At 53.9% G+C, this 14401-nt stretch carries 14 protein-coding genes; 9 read left to right on the top strand and 5 right to left on the bottom strand.

The genetic code is table 11. From position 1 onward, the window contains the following. Positions 1–162: 162 nt before the first annotated feature. From O1V65_RS09845 to O1V65_RS09830, 4 genes are all read right to left on the bottom strand, one after another. Positions 163–1662: an FGGY-family carbohydrate kinase gene (locus O1V65_RS09845; RefSeq protein WP_269130462.1), complete on the bottom strand. Its 1500-nt coding sequence runs from the start codon at positions 1660–1662 to the stop codon at positions 163–165. A 63-nt stretch (positions 1663–1725) separates the two neighbouring features. Next, a complete protein-coding gene (locus O1V65_RS09840; RefSeq protein WP_192503570.1) occupies positions 1726–2565 on the bottom strand; it encodes a class I fructose-bisphosphate aldolase in 840 nt (279 codons plus the stop codon). Continuing rightward, a complete protein-coding gene (locus tag O1V65_RS09835) occupies positions 2549–4330 on the bottom strand; it encodes a glycerol-3-phosphate dehydrogenase/oxidase (RefSeq protein ID WP_084912381.1) in 1782 nt (593 codons plus the stop codon). Before O1V65_RS09835 ends, O1V65_RS09840 begins: the two co-directional genes overlap by 17 nt. A gap of 182 nt (positions 4331–4512) precedes the next feature. Continuing rightward, entirely contained in the window at positions 4513–5118 is a 606-nt protein-coding gene (locus tag O1V65_RS09830; RefSeq protein ID WP_026110323.1) for a TetR/AcrR family transcriptional regulator, read from the bottom strand. A gap of 254 nt (positions 5119–5372) precedes the next feature. Between O1V65_RS09830 and O1V65_RS09825 the strand changes: the two genes are divergently transcribed. The 7 genes from O1V65_RS09825 (at position 5373) to O1V65_RS09795 (ending at position 11421) form a co-directional block, all read left to right on the top strand. Then, positions 5373–6053 carry a type 1 glutamine amidotransferase domain-containing protein gene (locus tag O1V65_RS09825; protein WP_084912382.1) on the top strand — a complete coding sequence of 227 codons (681 nt, stop codon included), beginning with the start codon at positions 5373–5375 and terminating at the stop codon, positions 6051–6053. A 73-nt stretch (positions 6054–6126) separates the two neighbouring features. Then, positions 6127–7554 carry a coniferyl aldehyde dehydrogenase gene (locus O1V65_RS09820; RefSeq protein ID WP_084912383.1) on the top strand — a complete coding sequence of 476 codons (1428 nt, stop codon included), beginning with the start codon at positions 6127–6129 and terminating at the stop codon, positions 7552–7554. Between the two features lie 322 nt (positions 7555–7876). Continuing rightward, entirely contained in the window at positions 7877–8854 is a 978-nt protein-coding gene (gene rfaD / locus O1V65_RS09815; protein ID WP_084912384.1) for an ADP-glyceromanno-heptose 6-epimerase, read from the top strand. 82 nt (positions 8855–8936) lie between these two features. Beyond that, positions 8937–9326 (top strand): VOC family protein, encoded by a 390-nt coding sequence (locus O1V65_RS09810; RefSeq protein ID WP_017490364.1) that lies wholly within the window; start codon positions 8937–8939, stop codon positions 9324–9326. A gap of 83 nt (positions 9327–9409) precedes the next feature. Then, positions 9410–9868 carry a YbaK/EbsC family protein gene (locus tag O1V65_RS09805; RefSeq protein ID WP_017490365.1) on the top strand — a complete coding sequence of 153 codons (459 nt, stop codon included), beginning with the start codon at positions 9410–9412 and terminating at the stop codon, positions 9866–9868. A 156-nt stretch (positions 9869–10024) separates the two neighbouring features. After that, positions 10025–10291, top strand: coding sequence for a metal-sensing transcriptional repressor (locus O1V65_RS09800; RefSeq protein ID WP_017490366.1), 267 nt, complete (start codon positions 10025–10027; stop codon positions 10289–10291). Between the two features lie 8 nt (positions 10292–10299). Further along, positions 10300–11421 carry a nickel/cobalt efflux protein RcnA gene (locus tag O1V65_RS09795; RefSeq protein WP_084912386.1) on the top strand — a complete coding sequence of 374 codons (1122 nt, stop codon included), beginning with the start codon at positions 10300–10302 and terminating at the stop codon, positions 11419–11421. 50 nt (positions 11422–11471) lie between these two features. Here the strand turns inward: O1V65_RS09795 and O1V65_RS09790 are convergent, their stop codons facing one another. Next, complete coding sequence (locus O1V65_RS09790) at positions 11472–11921, bottom strand: DUF4385 domain-containing protein (RefSeq protein WP_017490368.1); 450 nt, start codon at positions 11919–11921, stop codon at positions 11472–11474. A gap of 149 nt (positions 11922–12070) precedes the next feature. Here O1V65_RS09790 and O1V65_RS09785 point away from each other — a divergent pair, with 149 nt between their 5' ends. After that, the gene (locus O1V65_RS09785; RefSeq protein WP_017490369.1) at positions 12071–12964 is read left to right on the top strand and encodes a LysR family transcriptional regulator; all 894 of its coding nucleotides are present in this window, start codon (positions 12071–12073) and stop codon (positions 12962–12964) included. 152 nt (positions 12965–13116) lie between these two features. Then, positions 13117–14391, top strand: a complete 1275-nt coding sequence (locus O1V65_RS09780) for an MFS transporter (RefSeq protein ID WP_017490370.1) — start codon at positions 13117–13119, stop codon at positions 14389–14391. The last annotated feature ends 10 nt before the right edge of the window (positions 14392–14401 follow it).

Genomic DNA, 14401 nt, shown 5'->3' with positions numbered 1-14401 from the left:
CTGTTATGCCAAACGGGTGAACAATATTTAGTCGATAAAAATCAGTGTGATGAATTTTTGAGCGAGGATGAATAAGCCAGAAGGTGAGAGAGAGGGGCGAGCGCAGTGCAAAAATGCACCAAAAAGGCCAGCCGGGGAGGCTGGCTTAGGTGAGGGCGAGTTCTACTCTGCCGCTTCTTCTTCGTGCCAGACCTCGGCCATTAGGGTTTCGAGTCTTTTAAACAGCCGATAGCGCGGATGGTGAAATGCAAACTGTTGCTGATTGGGCATAAAGGGCTGTGGCAAGATGCTGACCGCCTGCAGGACGCCCGCCGACAGGCTCGGCCAGATACCGACGCCGACGCCTGCGCAGATAGCGGCACCCAGCGCACCGGTCTCCTTGCACTCGGTGACGCGAATTGGGATGCCTAAAACGTCGGCAAACATCTGCGGCCAGATGCAGCTGCGCGCCGCACCGCCGGAAAGCGTGGCTTTTTCGAACCTGATGCCCGCGGCACGGAGCCTGTCTATGTGCGCCCGGTGGGCAAAGGTAACGCCTTCGAACAGCGCATAAAGCATATCTGCACGCGTGTGCCAGCCGCCCAGGCCGTAGAATCCGGCCTTCGCAGGGCCTTCTTTTCGCCCCGAATAGAGATAGGGATGGTAGAGCGGCAGCTGATTGTTCGGCGTTACGCTGGCGACGATGTCACTGCTGCGCGCCGCGCCCTGACCGGCTCGTCCGTCGTCAAACTCGCGTAAAAACCAGTCAAGATTAGCCGCTGAGGTGGCGCTGGCCTCAATTGCCATATAGCGGTCACCTTCTATCATCGAATTCATAAATACCGGGCGCAGATAGTCCGGCTTGTCGACCACCACCTGATTGATGCTCCAGGTTCCGGCGACAATAGAGGCCTCCCCGACATTGACCACGCCTGACCCGACGGCGCAGGCCACCACGTCAAAAATCCCGGCTACCACCGGAATACCTGCGGGTAGACCGGTCAACGCCGCGGCCTGTGGCGTGACCTTGCCCACCACTTCGCAGGACTCATGCAGCGGTGGCAGCAGCGGCAGCGCGTCTTCAATATCGTAAAGCGCCATCAGTTCAGGGTCATAGCTGCGGCTGGCGTAATAGAGCAGACCTGCCCCGGCGGCGTCTGAATAGTCGCCCGAAACCTCGCCGCTGAGAAAATGGGCAATCACGTCCTTGGCAAGCAGCAGGTGGCCGATGCGGCGATAAACGTCCTGGCGGTGGCGTTTTAGCCAGCTGATAAGCACCGGCGTGGCCGCAGGCCAGGGTTTTTGCAGCGAACGAGTATAAATGGCGCGGTCAAGTCCCGTGAGTTCCAGTTCATGCACGCGGGCAAAAGCGCGATGATCGATAGACTGAATACCCAGCAGCGGTCGCTGCTGTGGGTCGAGCGCATACAGGCCGTTGCCGTGTCCGGCGGCACCGACGGCAATGACCCGCATATTTTGCTGTGGTGCGCGCAACAGGCAATCGCGAATGGCCTGCGTGACGCCGAAATAGATGTCCTCAACCGGGCGCTCTGCAAAGCCCGGCTGCGGCTGATGCGTTTCACCGGCACATTCTGCGACGGACAAGACGGTGCCACTAAGACTAAACAGCACCGCCTTGATCATGGTGTTACCCGCGTCAATCCCAAGCAGACATTCACTCATAAATACCCCGCAATCTAGGGTTTACGGCGCACCGCTTAAGCGCCAGTTCAAGCAATATACACATCAGAACCGCTGATAAATCTCCAGCGCATCCGTGCCGCTTGCGCCCTGATGGATAATAGCCATCAGCGCCTTCACCACCTGTGACGGATTGCTGTGCTGGTATACGTTGCGGCCGTAGACCATCCCCGAGGCACCCTGGGCCATCAGTGCGGCGGTCTTGTCCAATACTGCCGACAGTTCACCCTTACCGCCGCCTCGTACCAGCGTCGGGCAGCGTGCGGCTTCCACCACGCGATGAAAGTCTTCAACGTTATCGGTCGGGTCGGCCTTGATAATATCGGCACCCAGCTCGCGGGCCAGTCGGACCAGCGGCACAATCTTGTCGACGTCGCCCAAAGATCCGTAGGCTGCGCCCTGACCGGCGGGGGCCATCACCAATGGTTCAATCATCAGCGGCATGGCGTATTTTTCGCAGGCGTGGCGCAGACGGCCAATATTTTCGACGCATTGGCGGAAAATGCCCGGTTCATCGGGGATCATGTAGAGATTAACCACGACTGCGGCGGCATCCATTTGTAAGGCGGCGAGGATAGGTTGTTCGGGATTGTGCAACACCGCCCACATTTCACGGTGACGTGCGGCGTTATAGGCGTTGCCGACGTCGGTACGCAGCACCAGCGCCGGTTTTTTCTGCGCCACCTGTTGCAGTAAGTCAGCCTGACCGTAGTTAACCTGAATAGCATCGGGCTGCGCGGCGATGAGGCTGCTCATCACGGCGCTGATATCTTCAAGCCCAATCAGAAAATCCGGTTCGTTGGCGATGCCGTGATCGATAGCGACATCGAGACATTTTCCATTGTTAAACAGTCGATTAAGCCTGACCTTATGGGTTGCTGACATGACTGACTCCCTCTGAAGCGTGCAGCGGATAAAGCCCGGTCAGCCCGTGCAGGCTGGCAAGGCGTGAAAGGGTGGTTTCAAGATGTTCGGCGGTGCGCGCGGTGCTCCAGCCCAGCTCGTCACCGAGCAGTTCGGCGAGCTCCTTAACCCTTGCCAGCGTGAGTTGGCCACTGATTGCCAGCGGCGTGCGTCGCACCAGCAGGTCCTCCAGCGCCTCAACCTGTTCGCGTTGAATGAGATAGCGTAGTTCGTTGCGGCTGTAGTCCGGCAACTGCGATAAATTGCCGTCAGGCTCAGGCTGTTGATTTATAAAGGTCGCAATGTTTGCCGCCAGAGTGCCATAACGCGCCAAAAGCTGGCTCAGGCGTTCGATAGGCACGCCCGTCCGTTGACTGACCTGCTGAATCCATTTGGCTTTTCTTTCGGGCTGTGGGTAGTCTTTGCCGCCGCCAATCGCCATGTCGCCCGTGCTCACCTTGCGCCGCTCGCCAATCAGCTTCAGCACTTTATCGGCGGCCTGTTGGCCAAATTTCCGGAAGGTCGTCCACTTGCCGCCGACCAGACACAGCGTGGTGTAGTCGCGTCCGGCTTCCGGTGGCAGCAGCACCAGAGAGTGGTTACGCGAAATGCGACCGTTCACTTCGCTGTCGCTCGCGGGCAGGGGACGCACGCCACTGAAGGTGTAAAGCACGTCTTTGTCATCGACGGTAAAATGCGGAAAGACAAAGCGCAGCGACTCGAGGATATAGCGCTGTTCCTCCGCCTCGCACACCACATTATCCGGGTCGTCGATGCGAATATCGGTCGAGCCGACCAGCACGTTGCCATACCACGGAAACATAATGCACACCCGGCCTTCCTGATTTTCGTAGTACACCATCTCGCCGTTAAGCTCGGCCAACAGCTGCGGATGGCGGATAATCAGATGCGAACCCTTGGTACCGCCGATCAGTTTTTTGCCGGGATGATTTTGCATCAATGTGCGATTGAGGCGATCAATCCAGGCACCGGCGGCGTTAACCACCACGTGAGGATGCAGCGTAAAATGCTGACCGCTGAGCGTATCCAGCAGGGTGAGATTTTCCCCGTCGCTGCCAATCAGCTGCACATAGTTCAGCGCCAGAGCCTGAGGATTGGCCTGTTCGGCGTCGTTAATCAGTTCAACTCCCAGCCTTTCCGGTGCGCTAATCCACGCATCGTAATAGGTCGCACTGCATTTAACCCAGTGGGCAAAATCCGGCCAACGCTGCCGTGTGGCGCTCTGGCCGTTCAGCTCGTGGCGCGGCATAGAGCCGTATTGCCGGGTGTAAAGGTCATACATCGACAGACCGGTTTTAATGATCAGGGCTCCGCGTCGCGATGGACGCTCACTCAGGCGCAGAAAGCGTTTTCCAGCGTTAATCAACCCGCCGCTCCAGCCGTCGATAGGCACCGTAGTCCGTAGAGGGTGAACGTAGTGTGGGGCATTCTTGAGCAACCGGTCGCGCTCCTGCACCGATTCTTTGACCAACGAAAACTCGCCGGTTTCAAGATAGCGCAGTCCGCCGTGGATCATCCTCGACAGCGCGCCGCTGGCAGCCTGACACCAGTCTCCCTGTTCGACCATAATCACCGGGATCCCCTGCAACGCCAGTTCACGGAAGGTGCTGATGCCGTTGATACCGCCACCGATAATCACCACCGGCGTCGCAGTTAATTGCTGCATTTTTTCGATTTTAACCGAGCGAGGAGAACTGAACGGCGGTAACGCGTTATCGTGTTCCATCAGTAAATGCTCCGCATGAGGGGGATAAAAATAATGTCGATAAATGAAGAGGTTTTTAATGAGAGGTATAGGGGAAAAACGGGGTGTGGGCAAAAAATAGCGTCTTCACAGTGACGGGAGTGTGATCGGCGTCGGTGAATCAGACGAAAAGAGGGCAGAAAGAGGGGAAAACCAGGCTGGGATTAAGCCTGGATACCGAGAATGGCTTTAGTGGTAATCATCGATTGGGCCAGCGGTTTGCCGTCGCGGTGCAGTTTATTGAGAAGACTGCCGCCGAGCCACAGTTGATAAAGCGCGGACGCCGTCTGTCGGGCATCGATAACTGTCAGGGAGCCGTCTTGCTGGCCCTGTTGTATACAGGCGCTGATCAGGTTAATCACCTGCGTGGTACCGTCGCGCAGCGTAAGGCGCATTGCCTCGGAAAGGTCGGCGACCTCGGCGCTAAGCTTAACGACCAGACACTCCAGCGCATCGCAGGCCTGAGTGCTACAGTCGTAGGAGTAGCGGTCGTGCCAGTTTTGCCAGTAGCTCATTAGCCGCTCACGGCCGGTCAGGTCGGCGGCGGAGAATCGGGTGTCCATGGCGGCAAGATAGGTGCGGAAGTAGTCCTCCAGCAGAGCCTGGCCATATTGTTCCTTGGACTTGAAGTAGTGATAGAACGAGCCCTTGGGCACGCCGGCCGTTTGCAGCAGTTCGTTGAGCCCTACGCTGGTAAAGCCCTTCACTGCCATCATTCGGTAGCCGGTATCAAGTATGTGCTGTCGAGTATCATCGTATGCTTGTTTCATGGCAGCGATAATATCACTCACTAGACCAGTCGTCTAGTTTTCGTCCGACGACAAGCACGATTTTCTATAACTGCCCAAAAAAGCGTTTTAAAAAAACCATTGACTTCATAAATCGAGAGGTAGAGACTGCATTCAGTTTCTAGACGACTGGTCTGTTATTTGTTTTAAGCTTCGAGCTTGCTCTGCAAAATCAGGCTTGAAAACCAATGGCAGTCCGCGTGTCACCGTTCAAATCACTCACGTAAGGGTTCAACATGAAAATTCTGATGGTTCTGACTTCTCACGACAAACTGGGCAACACCGGACGTAAAACAGGCTTCTGGCTGGAGGAGTTCGCTGCGCCTTATTACGCTTTTAAAGATGCCGGTGCCGAAGTCACGCTGGTCTCTCCGGCAGGCGGACAACCTCCGCTGGATCCAAAAAGTGATACCCCTGAAGCACAAACTGCCGAAACTGACCGCTTCCGTCAGGACCCGCAGGCCCAGCAGGAACTGGCCAGCACGGGGCTGCTTGCCGACGTCAATGCGGCAGACTTTGATGCGGTGTTTTATCCGGGCGGTCATGGCCCGCTGTGGGACCTGGCCGAGAGCGCAGACTCGATTGCCTTAATAGAAGCTTTTGCCAACGCCGACAAGCCACACGGCTTCGTCTGTCATGCACCGGGCGTGTTGCGCCACGTGAAGGCCGCCGACGGCTCAGCGCTGGTCAAGGGTCGCAAGGTTACCGGTTTCACCAATTCTGAAGAGGCCGCCGTGGGGCTAACCGACGTCGTGCCTTTCCTGGTTGAAGACGAATTTATCCGCCTCGGTGCCGACTACTCGAAGATTGGCGACTGGCAGGATTATGTGGTGGTCGACGGCCAGCTTGTTACCGGTCAAAACCCGGCCAGCTCGGCGTCAGTTGCTAAAGCACTGATTAAAAAACTGGCTCACTAAGTCTTTATCCTTTCTAAAAATCGCTTAAATCCGCCGACCGCTTTGGTCGGCGGATGAGTAAAAGAGAATTATTGTGAATAACGAATTTAAAAATATCACTATCGACCAGCTTCCTGGCGTTGTCGCGACCATGAAACAGGCGCACATTGAAGCGGGCCCGGCGAGCCTCGAGCTGCGACTCGACCGACTACAGCGCGCCGAGCGCCTGCTTAAGGAAAATCATCAGGCGCTGGCCGAGGCTATCTGCGCCGATTATGGCAATCGTAGCCGCTATCAGTCGCTGGCTGCCGACGTCGGTATGTCTATTAAATCTTTGCAACATGCGCAGGAAAACGTGGCGCAGTGGATGCAGACGCAGGAAAACAGCGAGCCAATGCCAGGCATGCAGGCGCGAATCGAGTTTCAGCCGCTCGGCGTTGTCGGCATCATCGTGCCGTGGAACTTCCCGCTGAATCTGGCGTTCTCTCCGCTGGCTGGCGTGTTTGCCGCCGGTAACCGGGCAATTTTCAAGCCTTCCGAACTGACGCCGAAAACCTCCGCGCTGCTGGCTCAGCTGGTCAGCCAGTATTTTGACTCGCTCGAACTGACCACCGTGCTAGGTGAGGCCGATGTGGGCGCGGCGTTCAGTGCACAGAAGTTTGACCACCTGATCTTCACCGGCAGTACGGCCGTGGGTCGCCACGTGATGCGCGCTGCGGCAGAAAACCTGGTGCCGGTCACGCTGGAGTTGGGCGGAAAATCGCCGGTGCTGGTGGCGCCTGACGCTAATTTGCGTACTGCGGTCGAGCGTACGCTCACAGTCAAAACCTTCAACGCCGGGCAAATTTGTATGTCACCCGACTATGTTCTGCTGCCGGAAGGGGCGCAGGATGAGTTTGTGCGCCATGCGCGCGAATTTATGCAGCAGGCGTTTCCCACCCTGCAAGGCAATGCGGATTACACCTCGCTGGTGTGTGACGCGCACTTTGAGCGACAAATTGCGCTGCTTGAAGACGCGAAAAGCAAGGGCGCAACCGTTGTGTCGCTGGCACCCGAAGGTGAAGTCGCCTATGACGCTGCCACCCGTAAAATGGCCACCGTGCTGGTGCTGAACGCGACCGATGATATGCGCGTGATGCAAGAAGAGGTGTTTGGTCCGGTTCTGCCGCTGAAAAGTTATCAGCAGGAGCAGGAAGCGGTGGCTTACATCAATGCGCATCCTCGTCCCCTGGCTGCCTACTACTTTGGTGATAATGCCGAAAATCAGCGTCGTATGGCCGATATGACCACCTCGGGTGGCCTGGTCATTAATGACATCATGACGCACTCCTCGGTCGAGAGCCTGCCGTTTGGCGGTGTGGGTCCGTCAGGGATGGGTGCCTATCACGGCATTCACGGCTTCCTGCGTTTTAGCCACGCCAAAGCTGTGGTTGAGCAAAGTCCGAGCGGTGAATCCAGCCTGAGACTGCGGGCACCTTATGGTGAAAAGCTCGAACAGTTAGAACAAATTCTGTCTCATTAATTTATTCGTATAAAATAGCCGCAACGAACCTGTGCAATGCAGGTTCGTTTTATGAGAATATTCGCAGAGAATATTATTTTCGGGTAACTAAGTGTTATATTTTTCCTTTCCGTCTATCCCCGTAATTATTCTGATTAAAATAACACCATGTAAATTAATGAGTTATATTAAAAGTGCGTCAGATCAAGGAATTGTGTGATTTATTATTTTTGATAAGCCTATCAGAAATTACTGATATTTTTGCTCGTGATATTCATGTTATATTTTTCACACTTAATTCCCCGTGTCGTTAATTTAACGCAAGAGAACGTCTGGACTTATCATGATCTTATTAACCGGTGCGGCCGGATTCATCGGCTCTAATGTGCTGTCATCATTAAATAAAACCGGTATTACGGATGTGGTTATTTGCGATGCAATGGGCTGTGATGAAAAGTGGCGTAATATTAGCAATTGCGAATTCAGTGACTTCATCCCACTGTCAAAACTCGATGCCTGGTTAGAGAAGAAACCAAAAATCGAGGCTATCATCCACCTGGGGGCTAAATCTGAAACCACGGCGGTTGACGCCGATGACGTGCTCGAGAACAACTTCTCCCGCTCGGTCCGCCTGTGGAAATTCTGCGCAGAGAACGAAGTCACCTTTATCTATGCTTCCTCCTCCTGTACCTACGGCGACGGCTCCGAAGGATTCAAAGACCATCAGTCCCCGCGCTTTCTGAATAAACTGACCCCGCTTAATCTTTATAGCTGGAGCAAGAATATTTTTGATTTACGCGTGGCTCGCGACGTTGAAAATAAAAATATTCAAACGCCTAAGCACTGGTACGGGCTTAAACTATTTAACGTTTACGGTCCCGGAGAGTACCACAAAGGCAACATGAAGAGCTCGGTAGGCAATATATGTCAGTCGGTGTTAAATGATAAACCGGTGACATTATTTAAGTCTGAAATTCCCGAGTTTAATGACGGCGAACAGTCGAGAGACTTTATCTATATCGATGATGTGACTCAGGTCATTAACTGGTTATTAGTCACCCAGCCTCAGTCGGGTATTTATAATGTCGGCACCGGTGAGGCCAATTCGTTTCTCACTATTGCAAAAACGGCCTTCGACCTGTCGCAAAGAAAGCAAAACATCCATTTTGCCCCGTTTCCCGAGGTGTTGAAAGAGAAGGCGCAATACTTTACTCAGGCTGACATCAGCAAAATTAGAGCTGCAGGCTATACTTCGAGCTTTACCCCGCTGCGTGAAGGGATGGCAAAATATATCGAATACTTGAAGCAGGTTGGCGGTTAAACGATCTTATCAAGACTTCCCGCCGCGCCATTTTGCGATAGAGTGAAAGCCTTATTTCACCTCTTCAGCCAAAGGATTGTCTATGTTTCCCTGCCATATGCGCATTGCGCGCCCGGTTACCGACTTAGCACGCAGTTTCCAGCTCTACCATGATGGATTAGGCCTGAACAAAATTGCCGAATTTGCTGACCATGACGGCTTCAGCGGCATTATGCTGGGCCATGACTCCCTCGCCTGGCACCTTGAATTTACCGTCTGCCATTCTCATCCTGTCAAACCTCAGCCCTCTACCGAAGATTTGCTGGTGCTGTACATCCCCGAGACCTCCGAGTGGCAGGCCTCCTGTGAGCGTATGTTGAGGGCAGGATTCGTTGCCGTTGAATCTTTCAATCCTTACTGGGACGTCGCAGGTAAAACCTTCATCGACACGGACAGTTACAGAGTGGTGCTACAGAACAGGGCGTGGGGATAACATAAAGGTTTTACCCAGGCGGCGATGCGCGGTTATTATCGAAAACGGGGTTTTTCCTAAAACCGAGCATTTAAGGAGAGAGCATGAGCGTTCAACGTGTCCAGCAGTTCCTTGCTGAGCATGCACCTGAGGCAACGGTCACGGTGCTGGAAAAAAGTACCGCTACGGTTGCCGAGGCAGCAGAGGCCTTCGAGGTTGAAAGCGGGCAGATAGCAAAAACGCTGTCGTTTCGGGTGAATGATGAGGTTGTACTGTTGGTGATGGCGGGCACGGCCCGGATCGACAATAAAAAGTACAAGCAGCTTTTCGGCGTCAAGGCGCGCATGTTGGCGTCTGACGAAGTCGAAACTTTGACCGGTTATCCGCCGGGTGGCGTTTGTCCGTTCGCCGCCGCTGATGCGGTCAAAGTGTATTGCGACCACAGTCTAAAAAGTTATGACGAAGTGCTGCCTGCGGGCGGCAGCGTTAATTCCGGCGTTCGCATTGCCCCGGCCAGACTGGCGAGCATTACCGGTGCAGACTGGATTGACGTGACCCGTTAAAGAAAGCGTTTTCTCACTCTGTTTGCAAAGAGCGGCCAAAAGGCTGCTTTTTTTATTTGAGCCTTTCAGACTTGGGTGACTTCCTGCCTCTAAAAATCGTGCATCCTATTTCAGGATGGCTTAGCATTATCCTATCCCCCCCGATAGGATAGTAAAATGCACGCACATGAAACACATCCTGAAATCATAAAGCGCCTCAAGCGCGCGTCCGGCCATTTGAACAGCACCATCAAAATGCTTGAAGACCAGAGAAGCTGTCTCGATATTGCGCAGCAGCTGCACGCGGTTGAGAAGGCGGTCATTAATGCCAAAAAAGTGTTGATCCACGACCATCTCGACCACTGTCTTGAACACGCGATTCAGGACGGCGAGGTGTCAGCCGACGTTATTCGCGCTTTCAAAGAAATTACCAAGTATCTCTAAGGATCAGCATGACCGATTTTTCTGCACTGTTGCAGTCGGGTATGGGTAATGCCTGGCTCTTTATTCCCAGCGCCATTTTGCTCGGCGCGCTGCACGGCCTCGAACCCGGGCATTCCAAGACCATGATGGCCGCGTTTATCGTGGCGATACGCGGTACCGTTCGTCAGGCGGTTTACCTTGGGCTGGCGGCGACAATTTCACATACGGCCATCGTCTGGCTGATTGCCATGGGGGGCATGGCGCTGAGCCACAAGTTTTCTGCCGAATCTACCGAGCCGTACTTTCAGCTTATTTCTGCGTTTATTATCGTCGCCACGGCGGCCTGGATGTTCTGGCGCACCTGGCGCGGTGAGCAGCAGTGGAAGGCCGAGCAGCGTTACCAGCAGGTCCATCAGGACAGCGATGAGTCAAAGCTCGTCGATACCGGGCATGGAAAGATTCAACTCTCGATTGTTGAAGAGGGCGGGCAGTCACGTTGGCGGATTAAGCGTATCTCGGGCCAGCACTGGAGCGCTAAGTCTGTTTCTGTTACCACCCGGCGTCAGAAAGGTTTTGCGCAGATTTTCGATTTTGAAGAAAAGGGGGATTTTCTGCAGTCAGTCCGCGCTATTCCCGAACCTCATCAGTTTATGGCTCGCCTGTCGCTGGGCCACGCGGGGCATTCGCATGATTATGATGTCGAATTTGCAGAAAGCTCGCACCCAAGTTCTCACGCTGAACTGGCAGGGTTAGACGTTTCTTCTCAGGAGTATCAGGACGCGCATGAGAAGGCGCACGCCAATGACATTAAACGACGCTTCGCAAATCGTGACGTGACCACGGGGCAGGTTATTCTTTTCGGGCTGACCGGAGGGCTAATTCCTTGTCCAGCGGCCATCACCGTGCTGTTGCTGTGTATCCAGGTCAAGGCATTCACGCTCGGTGCCGCACTGGTTTTCTGTTTCAGCATTGGACTGGCCATTACGCTGGTCACGGTTGGGGTTATTGCGGCCTACAGCGTGCGCAAGGCCACCCAACGCTGGAGCGGTCTGAACACTCTGGCGCGGCGGGCACCATATTTCTCGAGCTTGCTGATAGCAATAGTCGGTTTATATATGGGGATCCACGGCTGGATTGGCGTGATGCGCTAGCTCTGCAAAGACTAAAGAAGGATCAGGAGAGGCTCTGTTCAGACTCTCTTTTAACCCTGCTTCTGCTGGTGGGCCTTCTTGCGTTTAAGGTAATCGTCATCGGCGCGAAGTCGGTCCCAGTAGGTTTTGAAGATAGCGGCGGAGGCGGCTTTTTCTTCATCAATATCGCGCGGCAAAACAGAGCGGTCTTTGGCGTATTTCTTTCCTCCGGGATAATTGGCATAACGACGGGCGCGGGTGTAACCCATTTGGATAAATTTACGCGCCATATCCATGCCAACAAAATCATCCTGTTCGCGATAGCGTTCAAACAGCGTCATAATGGCTTCGGCTGAGGCCTTGGCAACGTCGGGGGTTTTGAAGCGCCAGTGGGGCAAAATCTCGGATTTATAAGGCTCAACCATCAGCACGCCCTGTTCACCGCGTCCAACCTGATAAAGCTCGGGGTGCTGGCGAAAGTCGATATTGTCGAAATCCTGCTGGTAATTAAACTTGCCCATTTTATCCGTCCTTGAAAAGTGTTTCGGGCGGCGAAATTGCGCCACGCCCCTTTGAATTATGTGTCAGGGTTTCTCATTCTGCACGCAGGACATGCCCTGAGCGAGGCCTGTGGTAAACTCCGAAAAACTTTTAAAGCGACAGGTGACCTGTGTCCCAGGAAATCAACACCCGGCTGCCGAGCCTGAATGCACTCCAGGCGTTGGTTCTGTGTGCAAAAACGCACAGCATCAGTAAAGCCGCACAACTTTTACACCGAAGCCAGGGCGCCATCAGCAGGCAGATAAAACAGCTGGAAGAAATGTACGGTATCTACCTGTTCGAACGTGAGCCCACCGGACTTACCCTGACTAAGGAAGGGCGCTTCTTCCTTGAAAATGCGCAGGCAATACTGGACAAAGTCAGTCAGTTAGAGACCGACTTATCGGCGATGAACAAGGTTGTGCTTATCAAGGCCCCTTCAACTTTTGCCATGCAGTGGCTGTTTCCGAAACTCGATAAAATTCAGCGCGCATTGCCTGATTATATTATCAAGGTCGATACCTCTGCGGATGACAAGCAGCGGCAGGCCGGCGAGTTGGGCGACGTGAGCAGCATTATCATCACCCGAGACAGTATCGGATTGCCGTTCTATACCAGCTATAAGCTGTTTTCAGAAACGTTGACGCTGATGTGTTCACCCGCGCTTTATCAGCAAATACTGCTCGACCGAGAGGTGGTGAACACCGCCTGCAAGTTACGTATCTTGCCGAACATGAAACTGTGGAACCTTTGGCTTGCCGAAAACGGTTTTGAAATGGCCAATACCGAGAAAACCATTACTTTCGACACCTCAGAGATTGCCATGTCGGCGGCCGCAGACTCGCTGGGCGTTGCCTTGCTTGACCCCAGAATGGCCGCCTCGAGGATCGCACATAAATCTTTGGTCATCCCATTTGCGCATCAGGTCGCCAGCGGCAAAAGCTATTTTATGAACATTAAAGAGAAGGATCAGGCGAGTCCCGCCGTGGTGGCAATTAAAGAGATGATCCTTGGATTCACATGATCTCTTCCATTTCATGATGTTACTGATAGTTTCACTTTGCGCCCCCCTCTGAGTTTTTTAGATGGGGGTATGTCTTTTTTTACTTTGTATCGTCTGGCACAAACCCCTAGAGTACGTCGGATTCATTTGGCACCGCTGAAGAGACATTCTCAATGACCGCAATTGCCCCTACATTGACCCGCCAGGATTATAAAGTCATTTCACTTTCGCTCCTTGGCGGAGCGTTAGAAGTTTTCGATTTCATCATTTTTGTGTTTCTTTCCACTACCATCGCAAACGTCTTTTTCCCTGCCGATACCCCAGAATGGATACGTTTACTGGAAAGCATGACTATCTTCTCCGTCGGCTATCTGGCGCGTCCGCTCGGCGGCCTGCTGATTGCCCATTTCTCTGACCGCTATGGCCGTAAGCACATGTTTAATTTCACGGTGCTTTTTATGGCGATGCCTTGTCTGGCGATGGGGTTGTTGCCGGTCTATGCGCAGATTGGCTATTGGGCACCGCTGCTCCTGCTGGTGGCGAGGATAATTCAGGGGGCCGCGCTAGGGGGCGAGGTGCCCAATGCCTGGGTCTTTGTTGCCGAACATACGCCGACTGAACATCGGGGATTCGCGCTGGGTCTGCTTCAGGCTGGCCTGACGTTTGGCTATATGCTGGCCGCGCTGACCGTCACCTTTATCTCAAGCTACTTCACGGCCGATGAGCTTAACGCCTGGGCGTGGCGCATTCCTTTCATTGTCGGGGGACTGCTCGGTTTCATCTCGCTGTGGCTGCGCCGCTGGTTGCAAGAAACGCCGGTGTTTATCGCGCTGCAAAAGGAAAAGTCTCTTTCCGAACGTCTTCCATTGATGGACATTTTGCGCAAACACCGCAGGGCGGCCATCCCTGCTTCCCTGCTGACCGCCGTGTTGACCTCGGCGGTTATTATTGCCGTCGTCGCGTTACCCATTATCCTGCAGAAAAGCTGGCAATTTGATGCTGCAACCACCTTCAAGGTGAGCTGTTTAGGCATTCTGATGCTCAATATTGGCTGTATTATCGCGGGTCGTCTGGTTGACAGATTTGGCGCCTGGAACATTTTTGCCGTCTATTCCGTCATGCTGGCCATTGGCGTCACGGTGATGACCCTGTTTCTCGGCAGCAATGTGAAGACCGTTCTGGGCTGTTACCTTTTCCTGGGGCTGTGTTGCGGTGTGATTGCCGCCGTGCCGGCGGTGATGGTGCAGCTTTTCCCGCCGCAGGTGAAGGTGACGGGGATTTCTTTAATCTACAATCTGGCCTATTCGCTCTGTTCGAGCACGCTGCCACTGATCGTTTTGGCGCTTTATCGTTATGCCCATTGGACGCTGGCGGGCATGGCATGGCTGGTTGCGGCCGTTGGCGTAATGACGTTTGTGTTCTACCGTAAAATTTCCGTTTACCGTTAACGGAAACTGT

The sequence above is a fragment of the Rouxiella badensis genome, assembly GCF_026967515.2.
Classification (GTDB): Bacteria; Pseudomonadota; Gammaproteobacteria; order Enterobacterales; family Enterobacteriaceae; genus Rouxiella; species Rouxiella badensis.
Note: the sequence above shows the minus strand (reverse complement) of the source record. Positions and strands in the feature narration are given on the sequence as shown.

Excerpts from the sequence above, each read along its gene's own strand:
- O1V65_RS09780 (WP_017490370.1), top strand. The coding sequence starts at position 13,117 with ATGACCGCAATTGCCCCTACATTGACCCGCCAGGATTATAAAGTCATT.
- O1V65_RS09825 (WP_084912382.1), top strand. The coding sequence starts at position 5,373 with ATGAAAATTCTGATGGTTCTGACTTCTCACGACAAACTGGGCAACACC.
- O1V65_RS09845 (WP_269130462.1), bottom strand. The coding sequence starts at position 1,662 with ATGAGTGAATGTCTGCTTGGGATTGACGCGGGTAACACCATGATCAAG.
- O1V65_RS09830 (WP_026110323.1), bottom strand. The coding sequence starts at position 5,118 with ATGAAACAAGCATACGATGATACTCGACAGCACATACTTGATACCGGC.
- O1V65_RS09805 (WP_017490365.1), top strand. The coding sequence starts at position 9,410 with ATGAGCGTTCAACGTGTCCAGCAGTTCCTTGCTGAGCATGCACCTGAG.
- O1V65_RS09790 (WP_017490368.1), bottom strand. The coding sequence starts at position 11,921 with ATGGGCAAGTTTAATTACCAGCAGGATTTCGACAATATCGACTTTCGC.
- O1V65_RS09810 (WP_017490364.1), top strand. The coding sequence starts at position 8,937 with ATGTTTCCCTGCCATATGCGCATTGCGCGCCCGGTTACCGACTTAGCA.
- O1V65_RS09795 (WP_084912386.1), top strand. The coding sequence starts at position 10,300 with ATGACCGATTTTTCTGCACTGTTGCAGTCGGGTATGGGTAATGCCTGG.
- O1V65_RS09840 (WP_192503570.1), bottom strand. The coding sequence starts at position 2,565 with ATGTCAGCAACCCATAAGGTCAGGCTTAATCGACTGTTTAACAATGGA.
- O1V65_RS09835 (WP_084912381.1), bottom strand. The coding sequence starts at position 4,330 with ATGGAACACGATAACGCGTTACCGCCGTTCAGTTCTCCTCGCTCGGTT.
- rfaD (WP_084912384.1), top strand. The coding sequence starts at position 7,877 with ATGATCTTATTAACCGGTGCGGCCGGATTCATCGGCTCTAATGTGCTG.
- O1V65_RS09800 (WP_017490366.1), top strand. The coding sequence starts at position 10,025 with ATGCACGCACATGAAACACATCCTGAAATCATAAAGCGCCTCAAGCGC.